14 protein-coding genes are annotated in these 15369 nt (G+C 35.4%); 5 read left to right on the plus strand and 9 right to left on the minus strand.

The window, feature by feature from the left end:
* Nucleotides 1-467: 467 nt before the first annotated feature.
* The 9 genes from PQO00_RS16905 to PQO00_RS16945 form a co-directional block, all read right to left on the minus strand.
* Nucleotides 468-734, minus strand: coding sequence for a hypothetical protein (locus PQO00_RS16905; protein ID WP_274186041.1), 267 nt, complete (start codon nt 732-734; stop codon nt 468-470).
* Nucleotides 735-1124 (minus strand): nuclear transport factor 2 family protein, encoded by a 390-nt coding sequence (locus PQO00_RS16910; RefSeq protein WP_274186042.1) that lies wholly within the window; start codon nt 1122-1124, stop codon nt 735-737.
* A gap of 12 nt (nt 1125-1136) precedes the next feature.
* Nucleotides 1137-1550: an SRPBCC family protein gene (locus tag PQO00_RS16915; RefSeq protein ID WP_274186043.1), complete on the minus strand. Its 414-nt coding sequence runs from the start codon at nt 1548-1550 to the stop codon at nt 1137-1139.
* A gap of 8 nt (nt 1551-1558) precedes the next feature.
* Complete coding sequence (locus PQO00_RS16920; RefSeq protein WP_274186044.1) at nt 1559-1978, minus strand: VOC family protein; 420 nt, start codon at nt 1976-1978, stop codon at nt 1559-1561.
* 129 nt (nt 1979-2107) lie between these two features.
* The gene (locus PQO00_RS16925) at nt 2108-2482 is read right to left on the minus strand and encodes a DoxX family protein (RefSeq protein ID WP_274186045.1); all 375 of its coding nucleotides are present in this window, start codon (nt 2480-2482) and stop codon (nt 2108-2110) included.
* A 212-nt stretch (nt 2483-2694) separates the two neighbouring features.
* A complete protein-coding gene (locus PQO00_RS16930; RefSeq protein ID WP_274186046.1) occupies nt 2695-3075 on the minus strand; it encodes a hypothetical protein in 381 nt (126 codons plus the stop codon).
* Between the two features lie 34 nt (nt 3076-3109).
* A complete protein-coding gene (locus tag PQO00_RS16935) occupies nt 3110-3559 on the minus strand; it encodes an SRPBCC family protein (RefSeq protein ID WP_274186047.1) in 450 nt (149 codons plus the stop codon).
* A gap of 71 nt (nt 3560-3630) precedes the next feature.
* Nucleotides 3631-4506, minus strand: a complete 876-nt coding sequence (locus PQO00_RS16940; RefSeq protein WP_274186048.1) for an alpha/beta fold hydrolase — start codon at nt 4504-4506, stop codon at nt 3631-3633.
* Nucleotides 4507-4554: 48 nt separating this feature from the next.
* Entirely contained in the window at nt 4555-4971 is a 417-nt protein-coding gene (locus tag PQO00_RS16945) for a VOC family protein (protein ID WP_274186049.1), read from the minus strand.
* Nucleotides 4972-5081: 110 nt separating this feature from the next.
* On the opposite strand from PQO00_RS16945, the gene PQO00_RS16950 reads away from it, so the two are divergent.
* The 5 genes from PQO00_RS16950 (at nt 5082) to PQO00_RS16970 (ending at nt 15359) form a co-directional block, all read left to right on the plus strand.
* Complete coding sequence (locus tag PQO00_RS16950) at nt 5082-6053, plus strand: GlxA family transcriptional regulator (protein ID WP_274186050.1); 972 nt, start codon at nt 5082-5084, stop codon at nt 6051-6053.
* Between the two features lie 38 nt (nt 6054-6091).
* Nucleotides 6092-8908 (plus strand): substrate-binding domain-containing protein, encoded by a 2817-nt coding sequence (locus PQO00_RS16955; RefSeq protein ID WP_274186051.1) that lies wholly within the window; start codon nt 6092-6094, stop codon nt 8906-8908.
* Nucleotides 8909-9268: 360 nt separating this feature from the next.
* Nucleotides 9269-10594, plus strand: coding sequence for a sugar porter family MFS transporter (locus PQO00_RS16960; RefSeq protein WP_274186052.1), 1326 nt, complete (start codon nt 9269-9271; stop codon nt 10592-10594).
* Nucleotides 10594-12192: a glycoside hydrolase family 32 protein gene (locus PQO00_RS16965; RefSeq protein ID WP_274186053.1), complete on the plus strand. Its 1599-nt coding sequence runs from the start codon at nt 10594-10596 to the stop codon at nt 12190-12192. Before PQO00_RS16960 ends, PQO00_RS16965 begins: the two co-directional genes overlap by 1 nt.
* A gap of 11 nt (nt 12193-12203) precedes the next feature.
* Nucleotides 12204-15359, plus strand: coding sequence for a TonB-dependent receptor (locus tag PQO00_RS16970; protein ID WP_274186054.1), 3156 nt, complete (start codon nt 12204-12206; stop codon nt 15357-15359).
* Nucleotides 15360-15369: the final 10 nt, after the last annotated feature.

The raw sequence follows: 15369 nt of genomic DNA on the forward strand, positions 1-15369 counted from the left end.
ATTATCGAATTCTTTTAGAATTTTGGCAATCTGGGTGGGTGAAAATTTACTTGTCTTCATAATTACTGTTTAAAGTTAAAACTATTTTTCTACTTTTAAACAGTTCGCTTTTAAGGGAAGCTTACACCGGCACTACCGTGTGTACACAAATATTTCATAATAAAAAGATTTGGACACGAATGGCACAAATTTTCACTAATCATTCTGTCTATCGACAGACTTCATACCTATAAAGGCTAGTGAATTCATATTCATGTCGAGTCCAATCTATACCACAAAATAATAGATTCGTGTGAATTTGTGCCATTCGTGTCTTTTTTATAGATGTGTACACACGGTAGCTGCCAGCAGGCAGGTTCGCTAGGCTCTGAATGACAAAAATATCATTATGTATGATTACGGGCATTCAGAAAAATAATAATAGATTTCTAAATAATGTAAAAGATAATTAACAATAATTAAAATCATTATGAATGTAATTTAAACTTTTTCCTTGACTTTTTTTGTTTAGGTATTTCGTTGGGTAGTATCTCAATTTTAAACCCATAGCTTTTGATAAGCATCATGATTGGTTTAATGTCAAAGACCTCGTTTTCCGTTTCCAAACGCAGAATGTTGTCACAATCCTCTAAATCTAAATTGATTTTGTAATCAGGAAAAGTTTTTTTGAGTTTTTTCTGAATTAAATCTGCTTTGCTTTCAGTATCTATATTTGTTCGGAATACTTCTACCATTTATCCAGATACTTTTTCAGTTTCCAGAATATACGATTGTATTTCCTTTATAACATTGCCTTTGGAGCCAGTAAACCGGTACACATCGCAAAAGGCATAGACCTTACCTGACATCCTGATTTCACCATTGGCCGAGGCTGTGCGTCCGTGGGTAATGATGTTGTGCAGTACCATTTCATCTGCAACATATTTCTTCATACTATGGACTTCCTTGGCAAAGGCATCCTTTCCCGCCAGTTTTTTGTTCCCATATATCAACCAGACAATGTCCTCACTAACGTGGTCAATGATAAATTCAGCATTGCCTTTTGCAAAAGCAGTATGGAACTCCTTTAAAAAAGTCTGCCGGGGGGAATTGCCACAACCTTCAGGTATCGTGATTTTGGACATTGATCTTTAGTTTTAATTTTCGACGTACTTTTTAAAATTGTTGATGATGGCCTGCCAACCCCCTTTTTGCATTTCGATGGGATTTGATTGTTCTGCATCAAAGGTGGTCGAGATTTTGGTCTTGCCATCCACATCCTCAAAAGTGGTGATGGCTTTTCTGCCATCTGCCATCGTATATACCATTTTTTCTTGGTCAAAGACTTCGTCATAAACCGCTTCAAAGTCAAACCCCATACTGCCGTCTTTGGCCTCCATTCGCGATTTTAGCGTTCCACCTACCTTGAGGTCATTTTGGGCTTTGGGACAATGCCAACTTGGATCTGCGAAATTCCATTTGGTAATGTGTTCGGGCTTATTCCAATAGTCCCAGACTTTTCCGCGATTAGCACTAATTGTAGTGCCCACTGTGATTTTTGTTGTTTCCATTTTCTTTGTTACTGTTCGTTATAATTGATCATCCATTTAACACCGAACTTATCGGTAAAGCTGCCAAAATAATCGCCCCAAAACTGGTCTTGCATGGGCATCTCGATTTCACCTTCTTTAGAAAGGCCATTAAACAGACGGTCGGCCTCCTCACGGCTCTCGGGATGCAGCGAAATATAATTATTGTTTCCTTGGTTTAATGTGTGACCCATAGATGGAACAATGTCCGAAGCCATTAGGATGGTGTCTTTACCAATAGGGAGACTGATGTGCATGGTACGGTTTTTTTCATCTTCGGGAAGGTTTTCTGTTCCGGGTGCGCCGCTCATCTTAAGGTTGGCAGTAAATTCGCCACCAAAAACCGATTTGTAAAAGTTGAACGCTTCCTCTGTGTTTCCGTCAAAGTTTAGATATGGATTTATTTTCATGATATTTATTTTTTATTGCGTTTGATGTCAATCGACAAAATAGTTTATGCATTCTTTTGTATAACGAACGATTTATTCTTTTTTCTATTCTAAACAAATTATATGGGTTGTTTTGAGTAATAATTGGTATTAGTCATTGGCTTTGATTTTAAGATTGTATGTGTACGAAAAGGCAAGAATGGCACCGATTACGATAGGCATTACCATGTATCCAATATGACCGTCCACTACAGCATGACTGATAAATGCGAATATCAAGTTGAACGTTAAACCTGCATACGCCCATTCCTTGACTTTTGGGTTCAGTTTGGGTATAATCAAGGCCGTTGCACCTAAGATTTTACATATAATCAAAGCATATGCAAAGTAGTCGGGATACCCTAATGCTTTGGTTCCTACTGTAGTATATTCAGGTGCAAACAGTAAAGTACCTAAAGGCATCATTCCTTCAAACAGGAAGATGATACCTGTTGCTATCCAAAAGATGATTTTGTTTTTTTTCATAATAAGTTCATTTAATATGGTTGTTATTTTTCATTTTTTTCAACCTCAAAAAACCAAGATTTGATTCATTTTAAATAGAACAAATCCGACACGGATTATTAAGGAGGTGTTGTCTATATAATACAAAGCTAGAAGAATATTTTTTAAGAAAAGGGTATGAAAACGGCAGTTGTAAGGGGCACTTACGTCATTTATTTTGGGTGGTTGCTATCTCACTTACATAGGGCACCTCTAATTTTCTTAATCTTTTGGATAAGCGCTTCCTTTTCATGAGAGACAGAGCGTGGTTCAAGTGATGGGTCGGCCTTAAACTTTAGGTCAAAATTAAGAAATAGCTCTTTTATAGGTTTCACTTTTTCATCATAAGGCCGATTGGTTTCGGTGGTTTGGGAATCTGGGATGCCGTTTCCGCAAATTATGATGTGCTCGGCTGCTTGTCCTGCCGTCCAACTTCTTTCAAAAGGAACTGCATTCAAGGTTTCTGCCCCAAATTTGCTTAGTTCCGTGATAAGGAGGTTGAAGGTCATTTCAATGTCGTTTACAAGAAGTTCATATTTCCTATGTTTTAAATTATTAAATCTATAGCGGTTCATTGTTTAGATTATTTATAGGATAGCAATAAAGTGCTTATGCATCGGGAATCTCAGGTTCTACTAATTTCTTCAATTTTTCCAAGGATTCCTGCCAACCTAGGTAGCACATTTCCAGTGGGATAACTTCGGGGATTCCTTCCTGTACGATATGTAGTTCCGTACCGCAAGAGACTTGTTTTAGTCGAATGGCGGTTGTCATATCTCCTGGCAGGTTCGGGTCGTCAAATCGGCTGGTATGTACAATCAGCTCATTGGGTTTAATTTCTTTGTATTCACCTCCAAAGGAATGGCCGTTGCCCGTTGAGAAATTGACAAACGACATTTTATAGCCACCCCCTTTACGGAACGCCATTTGGTGTACTATGCCTAGAAAGCCATAAGGTGGCAACCAATTACTGTAGGCATCACTATTAGAAAAGGCTTTGAATACTTTGTCTGGCGACGTGGCCAGAACGCGATGTAAGGTTACTGTGTTTTTTGACATGATGTTTTAATTTTAAATGAATAAATGTTTTCTCTTGTATCGCTATATGCTTTGATGATCCATAATTATTATTAAAAAGTAGGTGGTGCTGCGCTCAGGTCGGCATCCAAAAAATCTGTCACCATAGGGATCAGCAAATCTGTCTTTTGCATCATCCCGATATGTGTCGTGCTGGGCAGAATGGCCAATCGTGATTTGGGTAAACCATGTATATCACCCATCTTTCCACCACCTTTGGCACGGAACAGGTCTAGGGCATGTTCATACCGTACGCCATCAGCATCGCCAATGACCATAAAAATCGGTGCTTTAATATTTTTTACTTCGTTTGACCAGTCATAGGGAACAAGGTCGATACTAATGACCTTTTTTACAAAATCAGGGAAACGTTCAGGGGCGTTTCCAAAGCTGAGATATTGTTCCTCTATTGGTGTGCCCTTGAACATTTCTGGCGTGAAAGTTGGATACATAGCCTCTACATCGGGCCACCATCCATCATGAGCGTAAGTGCCAGAAAGCACTACTAGCCTTCGTAATTGCTTGGGATGGCGAATAGCTATTTGGAAGGCGACACCACCACCCATACTATAGCCCAAAATATCGGCTTTCTTAATTTTAAGGTGTTTGAGCAGGCCCGACACATCATCGGCCATATTTTCGTAACTAAACTTTCGTTCTGTGTCTTTTGTACGACCATGACCTTGCATTTCTACAACAACTACTTTTCGGTCTTTCACCAATAACGGGACGATATGCGACCAATTTAGGGGTATGTTCATATAGGAGCCATGTATCAGTACAATGGGCTTGCCTTTCCCATAGACCTCATAATATAGTTGAAGTCCATTTACAGGAGCATAACCAGATTCGATAGGTTTTACCTTTTTCTGGGTAAAACCAAGTTGCATAGTGAATAGTATGAGAATTGATAAAAGTGTTTGTTTCATGATTTCTTATTTTTACTTTTAAATAGATAGAACAAATCCGACAATGAATTACATGCTTCCTTGTTTTTTACAATGGAACAACCATTGATGGCCATATTGGTCCGTAAGCCCTCCAAAGAGTTCGTTCCAATGGTTTTTTTTTAAAGGGTGGGTAGCCGTACCGTCTCTTTCCAGTTTTTTGTAATAGTCCCTGATTTGATCCTCATCTGTACTATCAATCAAAATGGAAACAGTGTTGCCTGTTACTAAATCTCCATCCCTCAAATCAGTTCCCATTAAAAGGATATGGTCCTTTTTTAAACTTGCATTAACCACAAGCTTTTCGAAATTATTGGGGAATTTGTCGCCTTCTGGGGTTTCCGATACTGTTTGTACCTCTAGTTCACCTCCAAGACACTTTTGGTAAAATTCCATTGCTTCCTTGCAGTTACCATTAAATGTTAGATATGTAATGATTTGATTCATTCCTTCATTTTGTCTGGTACAAAGATGAGAAGGAAATCAATAATTATTAGGTTGTAAAAACGGCTATTAAAGGGGTTGATTCCGCCAAACAAATTCACTAAGTTTACAGGATGAAAACGATTTATACTTTAGTACCCGAAACGGCAGTCCCTTCAGGAGTCACCGGACCACGCTATCTGTTTATCACCGCTAACCGTTTTTTGCAAGCCGTTGGCAAAGACCCCTTGTTCCATGTACAGCTTGTGGGAGAAAAAAGAGAAGTGAGGCTGCAGGATGGCGTTTATTCCGTTACTACCGATTTGTTATTGAACGAAGCTGGGCAGGCCGATTTGGTTATCATACCACCCATATTTGGCGATATGCAAGAAGCCGTGCAACGGAACGAAACAACGCTTCCCTGGATTGTTAATCAATATAAGAACGGTGCTGAGGTGGCCTCCCTTTGTGTAGGTGCCTTTTTGTTAGCTTCTACGGGTTTGTTGAACGGTAAAAAATGTTCTACCCATTGGGCGTATTACAATGAGTTCAAGGAACGATTCGCTGAAGTTGAAGTCGTAGACGGAGGCGTTATTACCGAGGAAAACGGCATTTATTCAAGTGGTGGAGCTAACTCGTTCTGGAACTTATTACTTTATATTTTGGAGAAATATACGGATAGGGATACGGCAATTTTGGCTTCAAAATATTTTGCCATTGACATCGATAGGGAAAGCCAGGCAGCCTTTATGATGTTCACTGGTCAGAAAGACCATAGTGATGAGGAAGTGAAACGGGCCCAAAAATATATTGAGGAAAACTATCAGGAAAAGATAACGGTGAACGACCTGACCAAAATGGTAGCCGTTAGTCGAAGGAGCTTTGAAAGACGTTTTAAACAGGCTACCAACAATACTGTAATTGAATACCTGCAACGCGTAAAGATAGAAGTTGCCAAACGCAGTTTTGAATCGACACGAAAGAACATTTCCGAGGTCATGTTCGATGTTGGTTACTCGGACTCCAAGGCTTTTCGTAACGTGTTCAAAAAAATTACGGGATTGACCCCGATAGAATACCGAAATAAGTATAACAAAGGCACATAGAAGATTCTATATGTATCTTCATTAATCACAACAGTAAAATGCAAAAAACATTTGAAACTCATTATTTATTTAAAAATTTATACTTTAGAAAACAATACTATAATATAAAAATGATGAATATTCGCCTGTCCAATACCTCAAAACCTTTTATTTTATTAGGTTTATTTTTTGTTTTTGGATGTGTTAATGATTCTGAAACCAAAAAGTACAAAATAGGTTTTTCACAAACAGGTATTAATGATGAATGGCGGAAATCCATGAATCAGGCCATGGAAATTCAAGTAGGTTTTTATCCAGAATTGGAACTTAAAATTCTGGATAGCGATGATAATATAGACAATCAAGTAAAAGACATAGAGCAACTAATTGCTGAAAAAATTGATATATTGATAGTATCGCCTATAAAGTCCAAGCCTATTACACCAATTGTTGAAAAAGCTTTTAAAAGTGGTATCCCAGTTTTAATTGTTGATAGAAAAACCGATGGCGATAATTATACCGCTTATTTAGGTGGCGATAATTATGAAGTAGGAACAAATGCTGCCAACTATTTAGCATCATTAGCAAATAAAAATAAAAAAATAATTGAAATTAAAGGACTTGCAGGGTCTTCACCAGCCTTAGAACGTAGTTTAGGTTTTAATGATGTTGTTAATGCAACCAAAAATTTAGAAGTTGTTAAAACTATTGAAGGAAACTGGGAAAGTTATTCAATAAAAGATAGTTTACGAAACGTATTGGAAAGTATAAAAGGCATTGATTATATATTTGTACATAACGACAGAATGGCTTTAGGTGCTTGGGAAATTGTAAAGGAAAAAAAACTTCAAGACCATATAAAAATAATAGGTGTTGATGGTTTAAATGGACCAAACGGAGGGATACAATTGGTTAAAGAAGGAAAATTATTGGCTACCATATTATATCCAACAGGAGGTGATGAGGCCATTCAGTTAGTGTTAAAAATATTGAGTGGTGAGCGAGTTGCAAAAAACAATATTTTAAGTACTACGGTCATAGATTCTCGTAATGCTGATATTATGAGCAAACAATTTGATAAAATATACCAACAGCAACAAAACATAGACCACCAACATATAAAAATAAGTAATCAAGAAAAAAGGTTTACCACCCAAAAACAAGCGCTACAGTTACTCTTGGCACTATTAATTATTAGTGTTGTTTTAGGAACATACAGTATTTATTCAACATACAACATCAAAAAGAAAAAGCGCGAATTGGAAATACGTAATAAAAAAATCACTATTCAACGAAACCAAATTAAAAAGATAGCAGAAGAGGTTAAAATTAGCAATGAAGCCAAGGTTAATTTTTTTACAGGATTATCGCATGAGTTTAAAACACCTATTACATTAATTTTATCTTCAACAGAATCATTAACAGAAAATAAAATAATACGCGATAATAAACTTTTAAGTGAAGTAGGATTAATATATAACAACTCAAAACGGTTGTTACGATTGATTAATCAATTATTGGATTTTAGAAAAATAGAAGACCGTAAGTTTGTTTTAAAAGCTTCAAAAACAAATTTATATCAATTCTCTAATTTAGTTTTTAAAGATTTTGAACGCGAAGCACAAAGGCGGAACATTAATTTTACAATCAGTACCAATAATGAAGATTTACCGGTTTTTATAGATAGAAATTTAATGGATAAAGTGTATTTTAATTTACTATCAAATGCTTTTAAATTCACTCCTAATAATGGTACTATTTCAATAGAAATAAAAGATAAATTTGATAGTAATTTTGTAAAAATACATTTTAAGGATTCTGGGATAGGCATTCCAAAAAAAGAAATGAACCATGTTTTTCAAGCCTTTTTTCAAGGATCAAATAATAATAAAACGAGCTCTGGTATAGGTTTGCACTTGTCTAAAGAATTTATTGAATTACATAAAGGCACTATTGAAGTCATTTCCAAGCATGGAACCGAATTTATTATTACTCTATATAAAGATAATGTGCATTTAGATTCCGATGAAATTATTTATGAGGTTGATATTGTTGATAGTTTGCTTCTAAGTTCAAATTTTGATTACGAAGACGACAGTATCACCGAACAATTAGTTTTGAATGATGAAGATCATTATTCCATTTTAATTATTGAAGACAATCTCGATTTGGTAAAATATTTGAAAGGAAAATTATCCTTAGAATATAGTGTGTCCGTTTCTGATGGTACCGACGGTATTGAAAAGGCATTAGAGCTTATACCAGATATTATTTTATGTGATGTTAGTTTACCAGGAAAAAGTGGCTTTGATATTTGTAAAATTTTGAAAAAAGATTTAAGAACGTCTCACATTCCTACCATAATTTTAACAGCATTAAATAATAAAGAATCCTATATTAAAGGACTGGAGTCTGGAGCAGATCTATACCTTACTAAACCATTTAGTTTTTCAATTTTAGCAGAATCGATAAAAACACTTATTTATAATCGCGAAAAACTTAGGTACTATTTTCTTAATAACGTTTATAATATAGATGCCTCAAGCAGTTTTGGGTCTATGGAGCAAGAATTTATTTTGAAACTGAATAAAATAATAGATAATAATATGGACAATTCTAAATTTTCTGTCGAAAATTTAGCCAACGATCTAAATATATCCCGAATTCAGCTTTATAGAAAAATGAAAGCCATTATGGGGGTAAACGTTAGCGACTATATTCAAAATATACGATTAGAAAAAGCAAAGAAAATGCTACGGGATACGTCATTAACAATATCTGAAATAGCATATGCTACCGGATTTTCTACTCCGAATTATTTTTCCACAAGCTTTAAAAATAAATTTAATAAATCTCCAAAAGCTTTTAGAGAATAATAATTAATGTACTTTTTTCATTTTTTGTATTGTTATTATGGTAATAATTCAATTGTTTATTTGTCATTTTCTTGTTTAAATAATTAAAAAACATATTAATTATTACTTTTGGTGCTGTTTTTTAAGAAATTGATATCTGTTCCAAATTCATATAGGTAACAATTTTGAACAAATAATGTAACATTTTTGAAACTCCAAATTTTATTCTGAAAATAATTTATATACAAAACACTTATAATGAATCGTTTATGTGTATTTTAACAGTTGCTTAACAATTTCATAATATTTTGATACATATGTAAAATACAGAAATAGTCTTTCAATGTACTTTGGTGAACACTAAACTAAATACACCGCTACATGAACAGAAAGATACTAATCTGGTCCATCACTGCTGCTTTGGCAGGTTTCTTATTTGGCTTTGATACGGTAGTCATATCAGGCGCAGAAAAAAAATTACAATTATTATGGGGTTCTTCAGATATGTTTCATGGCGTAGTTGTTATAGGCATGGCATTGTGGGGAACCGTAGTGGGTGCTTTTTTTGGCGGTATACCTACAAATAAGATAGGACGAAAAAATACTTTAATATGGATAGGGGTTTTATACACGATATCTGCTATTGGTTCAGGTTTAGCGAACGATCCCTGGACATTTGCAGTTTTTAGATTTATAGGAGGCTTAGGGGTAGGCGCATCAACTGTTGCGGCACCTGCTTATATATCAGAAATTGCACCTGCTAAAGATAGGGGCAAGTTAGTGGGGCTATATCAGTTCAACATTGTATTTGGTATTCTGGTGGCATTTTTATCAAATTACTTATTAAATAATATAGGTGAAAACGCATGGCGCTGGATGGTAGGAGTAGAAGCCTTTCCTGCTGCTATTTACACCGTATTTGCATTTACTATACCAAAAAGTCCGCGATGGTTATTAACTAAATTTAGAAATAGTGAAGCCATTGGTGTCCTTCAGGTTATTGATCCAGATCAAGATCCAGAAAAACTAATGATGGAGATAAAGGACGAGATGGAAAACACGGTACCTAATGAAAATATCTTCCTAAAAAAATATAGGTTTCCATTAATTCTAGCATTTTTAATAGCTTTTTTCAATCAGTTATCAGGAATTAACGCCTTGCTTTATTATGCTCCTAGAATTTTATCAGAAGCTGGGTTGGCCGAAAGTTCAGCACTTTTAAGCAGTATAGGAGTAGGTGTTACAAACTTGATTTTTACACTTTTAGGTGTTTTTCTAATAGACAGGTTAGGGAGGAAACAATTGATGTATATCTGTTCTTTTGGTTATATCATATCATTATCATTAGTTTCGGCAGCATTTTTCCTTCATTGGGAAGGTCGCTCAATGCCTATATTTTTATTCATGTTTATTGCAGCACATGCTATTGGACAGGGTACGGTTATTTGGGTGTTTATTTCAGAAATTTTCCCTAATCATTTAAGAGGCTCGGGGCAATCGTTTGGTAGCTCGGTGCATTGGGTATTAGCAGCTGTGGTGCCTTCTTTGGTTCCTGTATTGTTTTCTACAATAGGTGCAGGTATGGTTTTTCTGTTCTTTGCCGTTATGATGGGATTTCAATTGCTATTTGTGATTTTTATGATGCCAGAAACGAAAGGCATTTCCTTAGAATATTTAAGTAAAAAATTAATTAAAAAAAGTAAATAATGAAACGTACCTATTATGTAAATCTGGTTTTAATGATATTGTTTTTCTCATTGATTAATGGTTGTAAAAAGACATCTAAAGAAAACAAATTTGGAGATGAAATGACTTATTCAGAAGAAGACCTATACCGTCCTAACTTTCATTTTACTCCTAAAAAAGCATGGATGAACGATCCTAATGGTATGTTTTTTTACAACGGATATTATCATCTATACTTTCAGTACCACCCCGAAAGTAATGTTTGGGGGCCTATGCATTGGGGGCATGCTATAAGCACCGATATGATTACTTGGACTGAGCAGCCCATTGCCATTTATCCAGATGAATTAGGAACTATTTTTTCTGGAAGTGCAGTAGTTGATATTAGTAACAGTTCTGGTTTTGGCGAGGTGAGCAATGCTGTTCCTATAGTAGCTATGTATACAAGCTCTAAAAAACTGGATGAAGGAGATCATTGGAAACAAACTCAAAGTATTGCATATAGTAACGACGAAGGAATGACTTTTACTAAATATGATAACAATCCGGTTATAGATAATAACAAAATTAAAGACTTTAGAGATCCTAAAGTGTCGTGGGACGAAGAACATAACAAATGGGTTATGGTACTCGCTGCTGGCGATAAAATAATGTTTTATGATTCTAAAGACTTAAAAAAATGGAATTTACTTTCAGATTTCGGACAAGGTATTGGCGAACATGGAGGAGTATGGGAGTGTCCAGATTTTTTTCAATTACCCGTTATAGGAACCGATAAATCTAAATGGGTCCTTTTTGTGAGTATTAACCCTGGCGGGCCAAATAACGGCTCTGCAACCCAATATTTTATTGGCGATTTTGATGGAGAAAAATTCACGATCGACAAAGAATTTGAAGAAAGCCTAACTAAAGAGCACAATTACTGGATAGATTTTGGAAGAGATAATTATGCAGGCGTATCATGGTCTAATGCTACAAGAAGAGATGGCAGCAAACTCATGCTAGGTTGGATGTCTAATTGGGATTATGCTCAAGTTGTTCCTACTGAAATTTGGAGAAGTGCCATGACTATTGCTAGAAAAGTACAGCTTCAAAAAAACAATAATGGTTATAGGTTACTGATTAATCCTGTAGAAGAACTTACTAACTACAGGAGCACAAAATATAAAAAGGAAAATATAGTAATCAAGGAAGAGACAAAAATTATAGATGCTGATGCTATTGATTTGGCTAGTGCAGAAATTCAATTTAATATTTCAAACTTAAAAAAAACTATATACACGTTTAAATTATCAAACAAGCTAGGAGATGAATTGTTATTTGGCTATGATAATACAAAAAAGAAGTTTTTTATAGATCGCAGGAATTCTGGCAAAACAAGCTTTTCTGAAAACTTTGCAAATAAAGTTTCTACGGCTTCAAGAACATCAACCAATAAAAACCTTTCCGGCACAATTATTCTCGATAAAACATCTATAGAGCTATTTTTTGATAATGGCGAAACAGTAATGACAGAAATATTTTTTCCGAACTCCCCATTCGATAAACTAAGTATGGAGTCTAAAGGTCAGGAGTTTACTCTTGGCAATATTGAAATTCATAAACTAACTTTTAACTAAACTAATTTATTATGAAATTAAAACAACTTTTATTTCTGCCCGTATTTACTTTTGTAGGTATTTGGGTACAAGCGCAGGTAAAAGGAACTATTACTTCCCAAGAGGACGGTATGCCTTTACCAGGTGTATCTGTTGTAGTAGTAGGAACAACTCAAGGGACCGCAACAGATTTTGACGGTAATTATGTATTAGAGCATGTAGATTCTAATGCTGCATTGGTTTTTAGCTATGTAGGTTACAAATCGCAACAAGTACAAATCAATGGACGCTCTGTAATTGATATTGTATTGGTAGTAGATGCGGCATCGCTTGATGAAATTGTAGTAACGGGGTATTCTAGAGAACGTAAAGTAGACGTTACTGGTGCAATTACTGTGGTAGATCTTGGTCCAACAAAAGGAACAAGCTTGAGTTCAGGTAGTGCCATACAAGGATTACAGGGGCAAGTGCCAGGTCTGTTTATCGAAAAAAATGGGGATCCAACCGGTACTAGTAATAATGTTTTAATTCGTGGTGCAACAACATTAGGAAATAACGCCCCACTTTATGTAATAGACGGTGTACCAACCGTAAGACAAGAGGTTTTTGCAAGTTTAAATCCTAGTACTGTCGAATCTGTTCAAGTATTAAAAGATGCATCTGCGTCTTCTCTGTATGGAGCACGAGCAGGGAATGGTGTTATTATCGTTACAACAAAAAACAGTGCCAAAGCAGCAGCAGGAGAAAAATTCAGTGTAAGTATAAACTCTAATATATCGATGTTGTCTGAGAAAAAGCAACGTTATGACATGCTAAATGCACAGCAGCGTGGTGAAGCATTATGGCAGGCGTCGGTTAATGATGGTGCAGATCCTAATGGAGGCTACGGTGAACTATATAATTTTGATTGGAATGGTGATTTTAATAACCCCGTGTTGAATAGTGTCACGGTACAGCCATTTGTAGGTGGAGATACCTCTGTACCTGCAGGAGATACCGATTGGCAAGATGAACTTTATCAAACAGGTTATGTTTACAATAATGAAATCTCAGTTTCTGGAGGTACCGATAATTCGTTTCATTTATTAAATATTGGACATTTAAGAAATACGGGGATTTTAAAATTTACAGGATATGAAAGAATTTCAGCAAAATTAAATTCTAATTTCAATTTGTTTGAGAATAAGTTACGTATTGGTATTAATACCCAATTTTCTACATCCGATGAAACATTGGCATCAAATGATGTTGGTAGCGCGCCTACCCCGTCTCTTGGTATTAATTTAGCACCTACTTTGCCTGTATATGATGCTAATGGAGATTACGCAGGTCCTTTAGGAGCTGGGTATTCTGATAGAAATAATCCGCTTTTAATGCAGGATTTGAATAAATGGGATAATACAGATAGAATCATCATGTTCGGAAATGTCTATGCAGAGTTCGATCTCATGGAAAATTTAACATTTAGAACAAGTTTAGGTCTTGATTTTGGAGATTACAAAAAAAGAGATATAGAAAGAAGGGTTTTTAATGGCTTTATAACCCGAAGTGATAATAGGCTTATAGAATCTACTAATAAATTTACAAGTGTTGTATTTACCAATACATTGAATTATCAATTAGAAATTGGTGAAGATCATAAAATTGGTGTTTTGTTAGGTGCAGAATCAATAAAAGATGATTTTGCAAGTGTTAGCGCTTCGGCAAATACTTTTGCAGTAGAGACAGAGTCATTCTTTCAGCTAAATGCAGCAACAGGAGCTCGCACCAATACAGGTTCATCAACAGGAAGTAGATTATTATCACAATTTGGTAAAATAAACTATGCGTTTCAAGACAGATATTTGGCGTCTTTTACGTTGCGTAGAGATGGGTCGTCAAGATTTGGTGCCGAAAATAGATACGGTATTTTTCCAGCAGGTACTTTAGGTTGGAGAATAAGTAACGAAGATTTTTGGAAGGATAATGATATTGTTAATACTTTAAAATTAAGAGCAGGTTACGGAGAAGTTGGTAACCAGACTATTGGAGATGTGGCTCGTTTTGGTTTGTTTGAATCTAGATATGGAGCAAATCAAAATCAATTTGTACCAGATTTTTTTAATATTTATTATAACGTAGGTACTGCCTATGATTTGAATGGAAGTAATGGTGGTACACTGCCATCAGGCTTTGTGTCTATACAAGCGGCAAACCCTGCCTTAAAATGGGAAACAACTAAAGAAATAAATGTTGGGATTGATTTTTCCATGTTTAGTAATAACATAACAGGTTCGTTTGATTACTTTACAAGAAAAACAAGTGATATCTTAACAACGCCTCCAATCGCTTCGGTTATTGGTGAAGGGCAACTAAGAGTATTAAATGGAGCAACAACCAAAACAAAAGGTTGGGAATTAGCCCTTGCATATTCGAAAAAATTAAATAATGGCTTGTCTTTTGGAATATCTACAAATTTAGGAGCATTTAAAGATGAAATAACAGAGTTGCCAGACGAAGTAGTGTCTTCTTATCCTGGAACTACAGAGAACTCTATAATAGGACATTCACAATTTTCAATTTTTGGATATAAAACGGCAGGATTATTTCAAGGTCAAGCAGATATAGACTCTAGCCCTACCCAAGTAGGCGCTAGACCAGGAGGTTTAAAATTTCAAGATTTAGATGGTAATGGAAGTATTGGCGCAGAGGATAGAGACTTTTTGGGTACCACATTACCAGATTTAGAATATGGTGTTCGAATTGATTTAAGCTATAAAAATTTCGACCTATCTATCTTCGGATCTGGAGTTACAGGAAGAATCGGTCAAGACCCATATATTTTCTGGAATAACTTTGTACAAGGTAGAGAGAATGCCGGTTTAGGAGTGTTAGATGCGTGGACACCAACTAATACAGATACTTCAATTCCTTCTTTATCATTAGCATTTAATGATCAAAGAACTTCGGATTATTTATTCAGAAAGAATTCCTATTTCAAATTAAGAAACCTTCAATTTGGTTATTCTTTGCCAGAAGACATAATAAGTAAATGGGCTGGAATGACAGGTTTAAGAATTTACTTTCAAGGCGAGAACTTATTTTGGATAACACCTAACAATTATATTGGTTCGGATCCAGAACGTACAGACGTGGGAAATATTCCTGTTCCTACAATACTCTCATTAGGTCTTAACATAAACTTTTAAAAATTGGTAA

The sequence above is a fragment of the Flavivirga sp. 57AJ16 genome, from assembly GCF_028736925.1.
Classification (GTDB): domain Bacteria; phylum Bacteroidota; class Bacteroidia; order Flavobacteriales; family Flavobacteriaceae; genus Flavivirga.

Coding starts and splice junctions, on each gene's coding strand:
- PQO00_RS16905 (WP_274186041.1), bottom strand. CDS start 734: ATGGTAGAAGTATTCCGAACAAATATAGATACTGAAAGCAAAGCAGAT.
- PQO00_RS16910 (WP_274186042.1), bottom strand. CDS start 1,124: ATGTCCAAAATCACGATACCTGAAGGTTGTGGCAATTCCCCCCGGCAG.
- PQO00_RS16915 (WP_274186043.1), bottom strand. CDS start 1,550: ATGGAAACAACAAAAATCACAGTGGGCACTACAATTAGTGCTAATCGC.
- PQO00_RS16920 (WP_274186044.1), bottom strand. CDS start 1,978: ATGAAAATAAATCCATATCTAAACTTTGACGGAAACACAGAGGAAGCG.
- PQO00_RS16925 (WP_274186045.1), bottom strand. CDS start 2,482: ATGAAAAAAAACAAAATCATCTTTTGGATAGCAACAGGTATCATCTTC.
- PQO00_RS16930 (WP_274186046.1), bottom strand. CDS start 3,075: ATGAACCGCTATAGATTTAATAATTTAAAACATAGGAAATATGAACTT.
- PQO00_RS16935 (WP_274186047.1), bottom strand. CDS start 3,559: ATGTCAAAAAACACAGTAACCTTACATCGCGTTCTGGCCACGTCGCCA.
- PQO00_RS16940 (WP_274186048.1), bottom strand. CDS start 4,506: ATGAAACAAACACTTTTATCAATTCTCATACTATTCACTATGCAACTT.
- PQO00_RS16945 (WP_274186049.1), bottom strand. CDS start 4,971: ATGAATCAAATCATTACATATCTAACATTTAATGGTAACTGCAAGGAA.
- PQO00_RS16950 (WP_274186050.1), top strand. CDS start 5,082: ATGAAAACGATTTATACTTTAGTACCCGAAACGGCAGTCCCTTCAGGA.
- PQO00_RS16955 (WP_274186051.1), top strand. CDS start 6,092: ATGCAAAAAACATTTGAAACTCATTATTTATTTAAAAATTTATACTTT.
- PQO00_RS16960 (WP_274186052.1), top strand. CDS start 9,269: ATGAACAGAAAGATACTAATCTGGTCCATCACTGCTGCTTTGGCAGGT.
- PQO00_RS16965 (WP_274186053.1), top strand. CDS start 10,594: ATGAAACGTACCTATTATGTAAATCTGGTTTTAATGATATTGTTTTTC.
- PQO00_RS16970 (WP_274186054.1), top strand. CDS start 12,204: ATGAAATTAAAACAACTTTTATTTCTGCCCGTATTTACTTTTGTAGGT.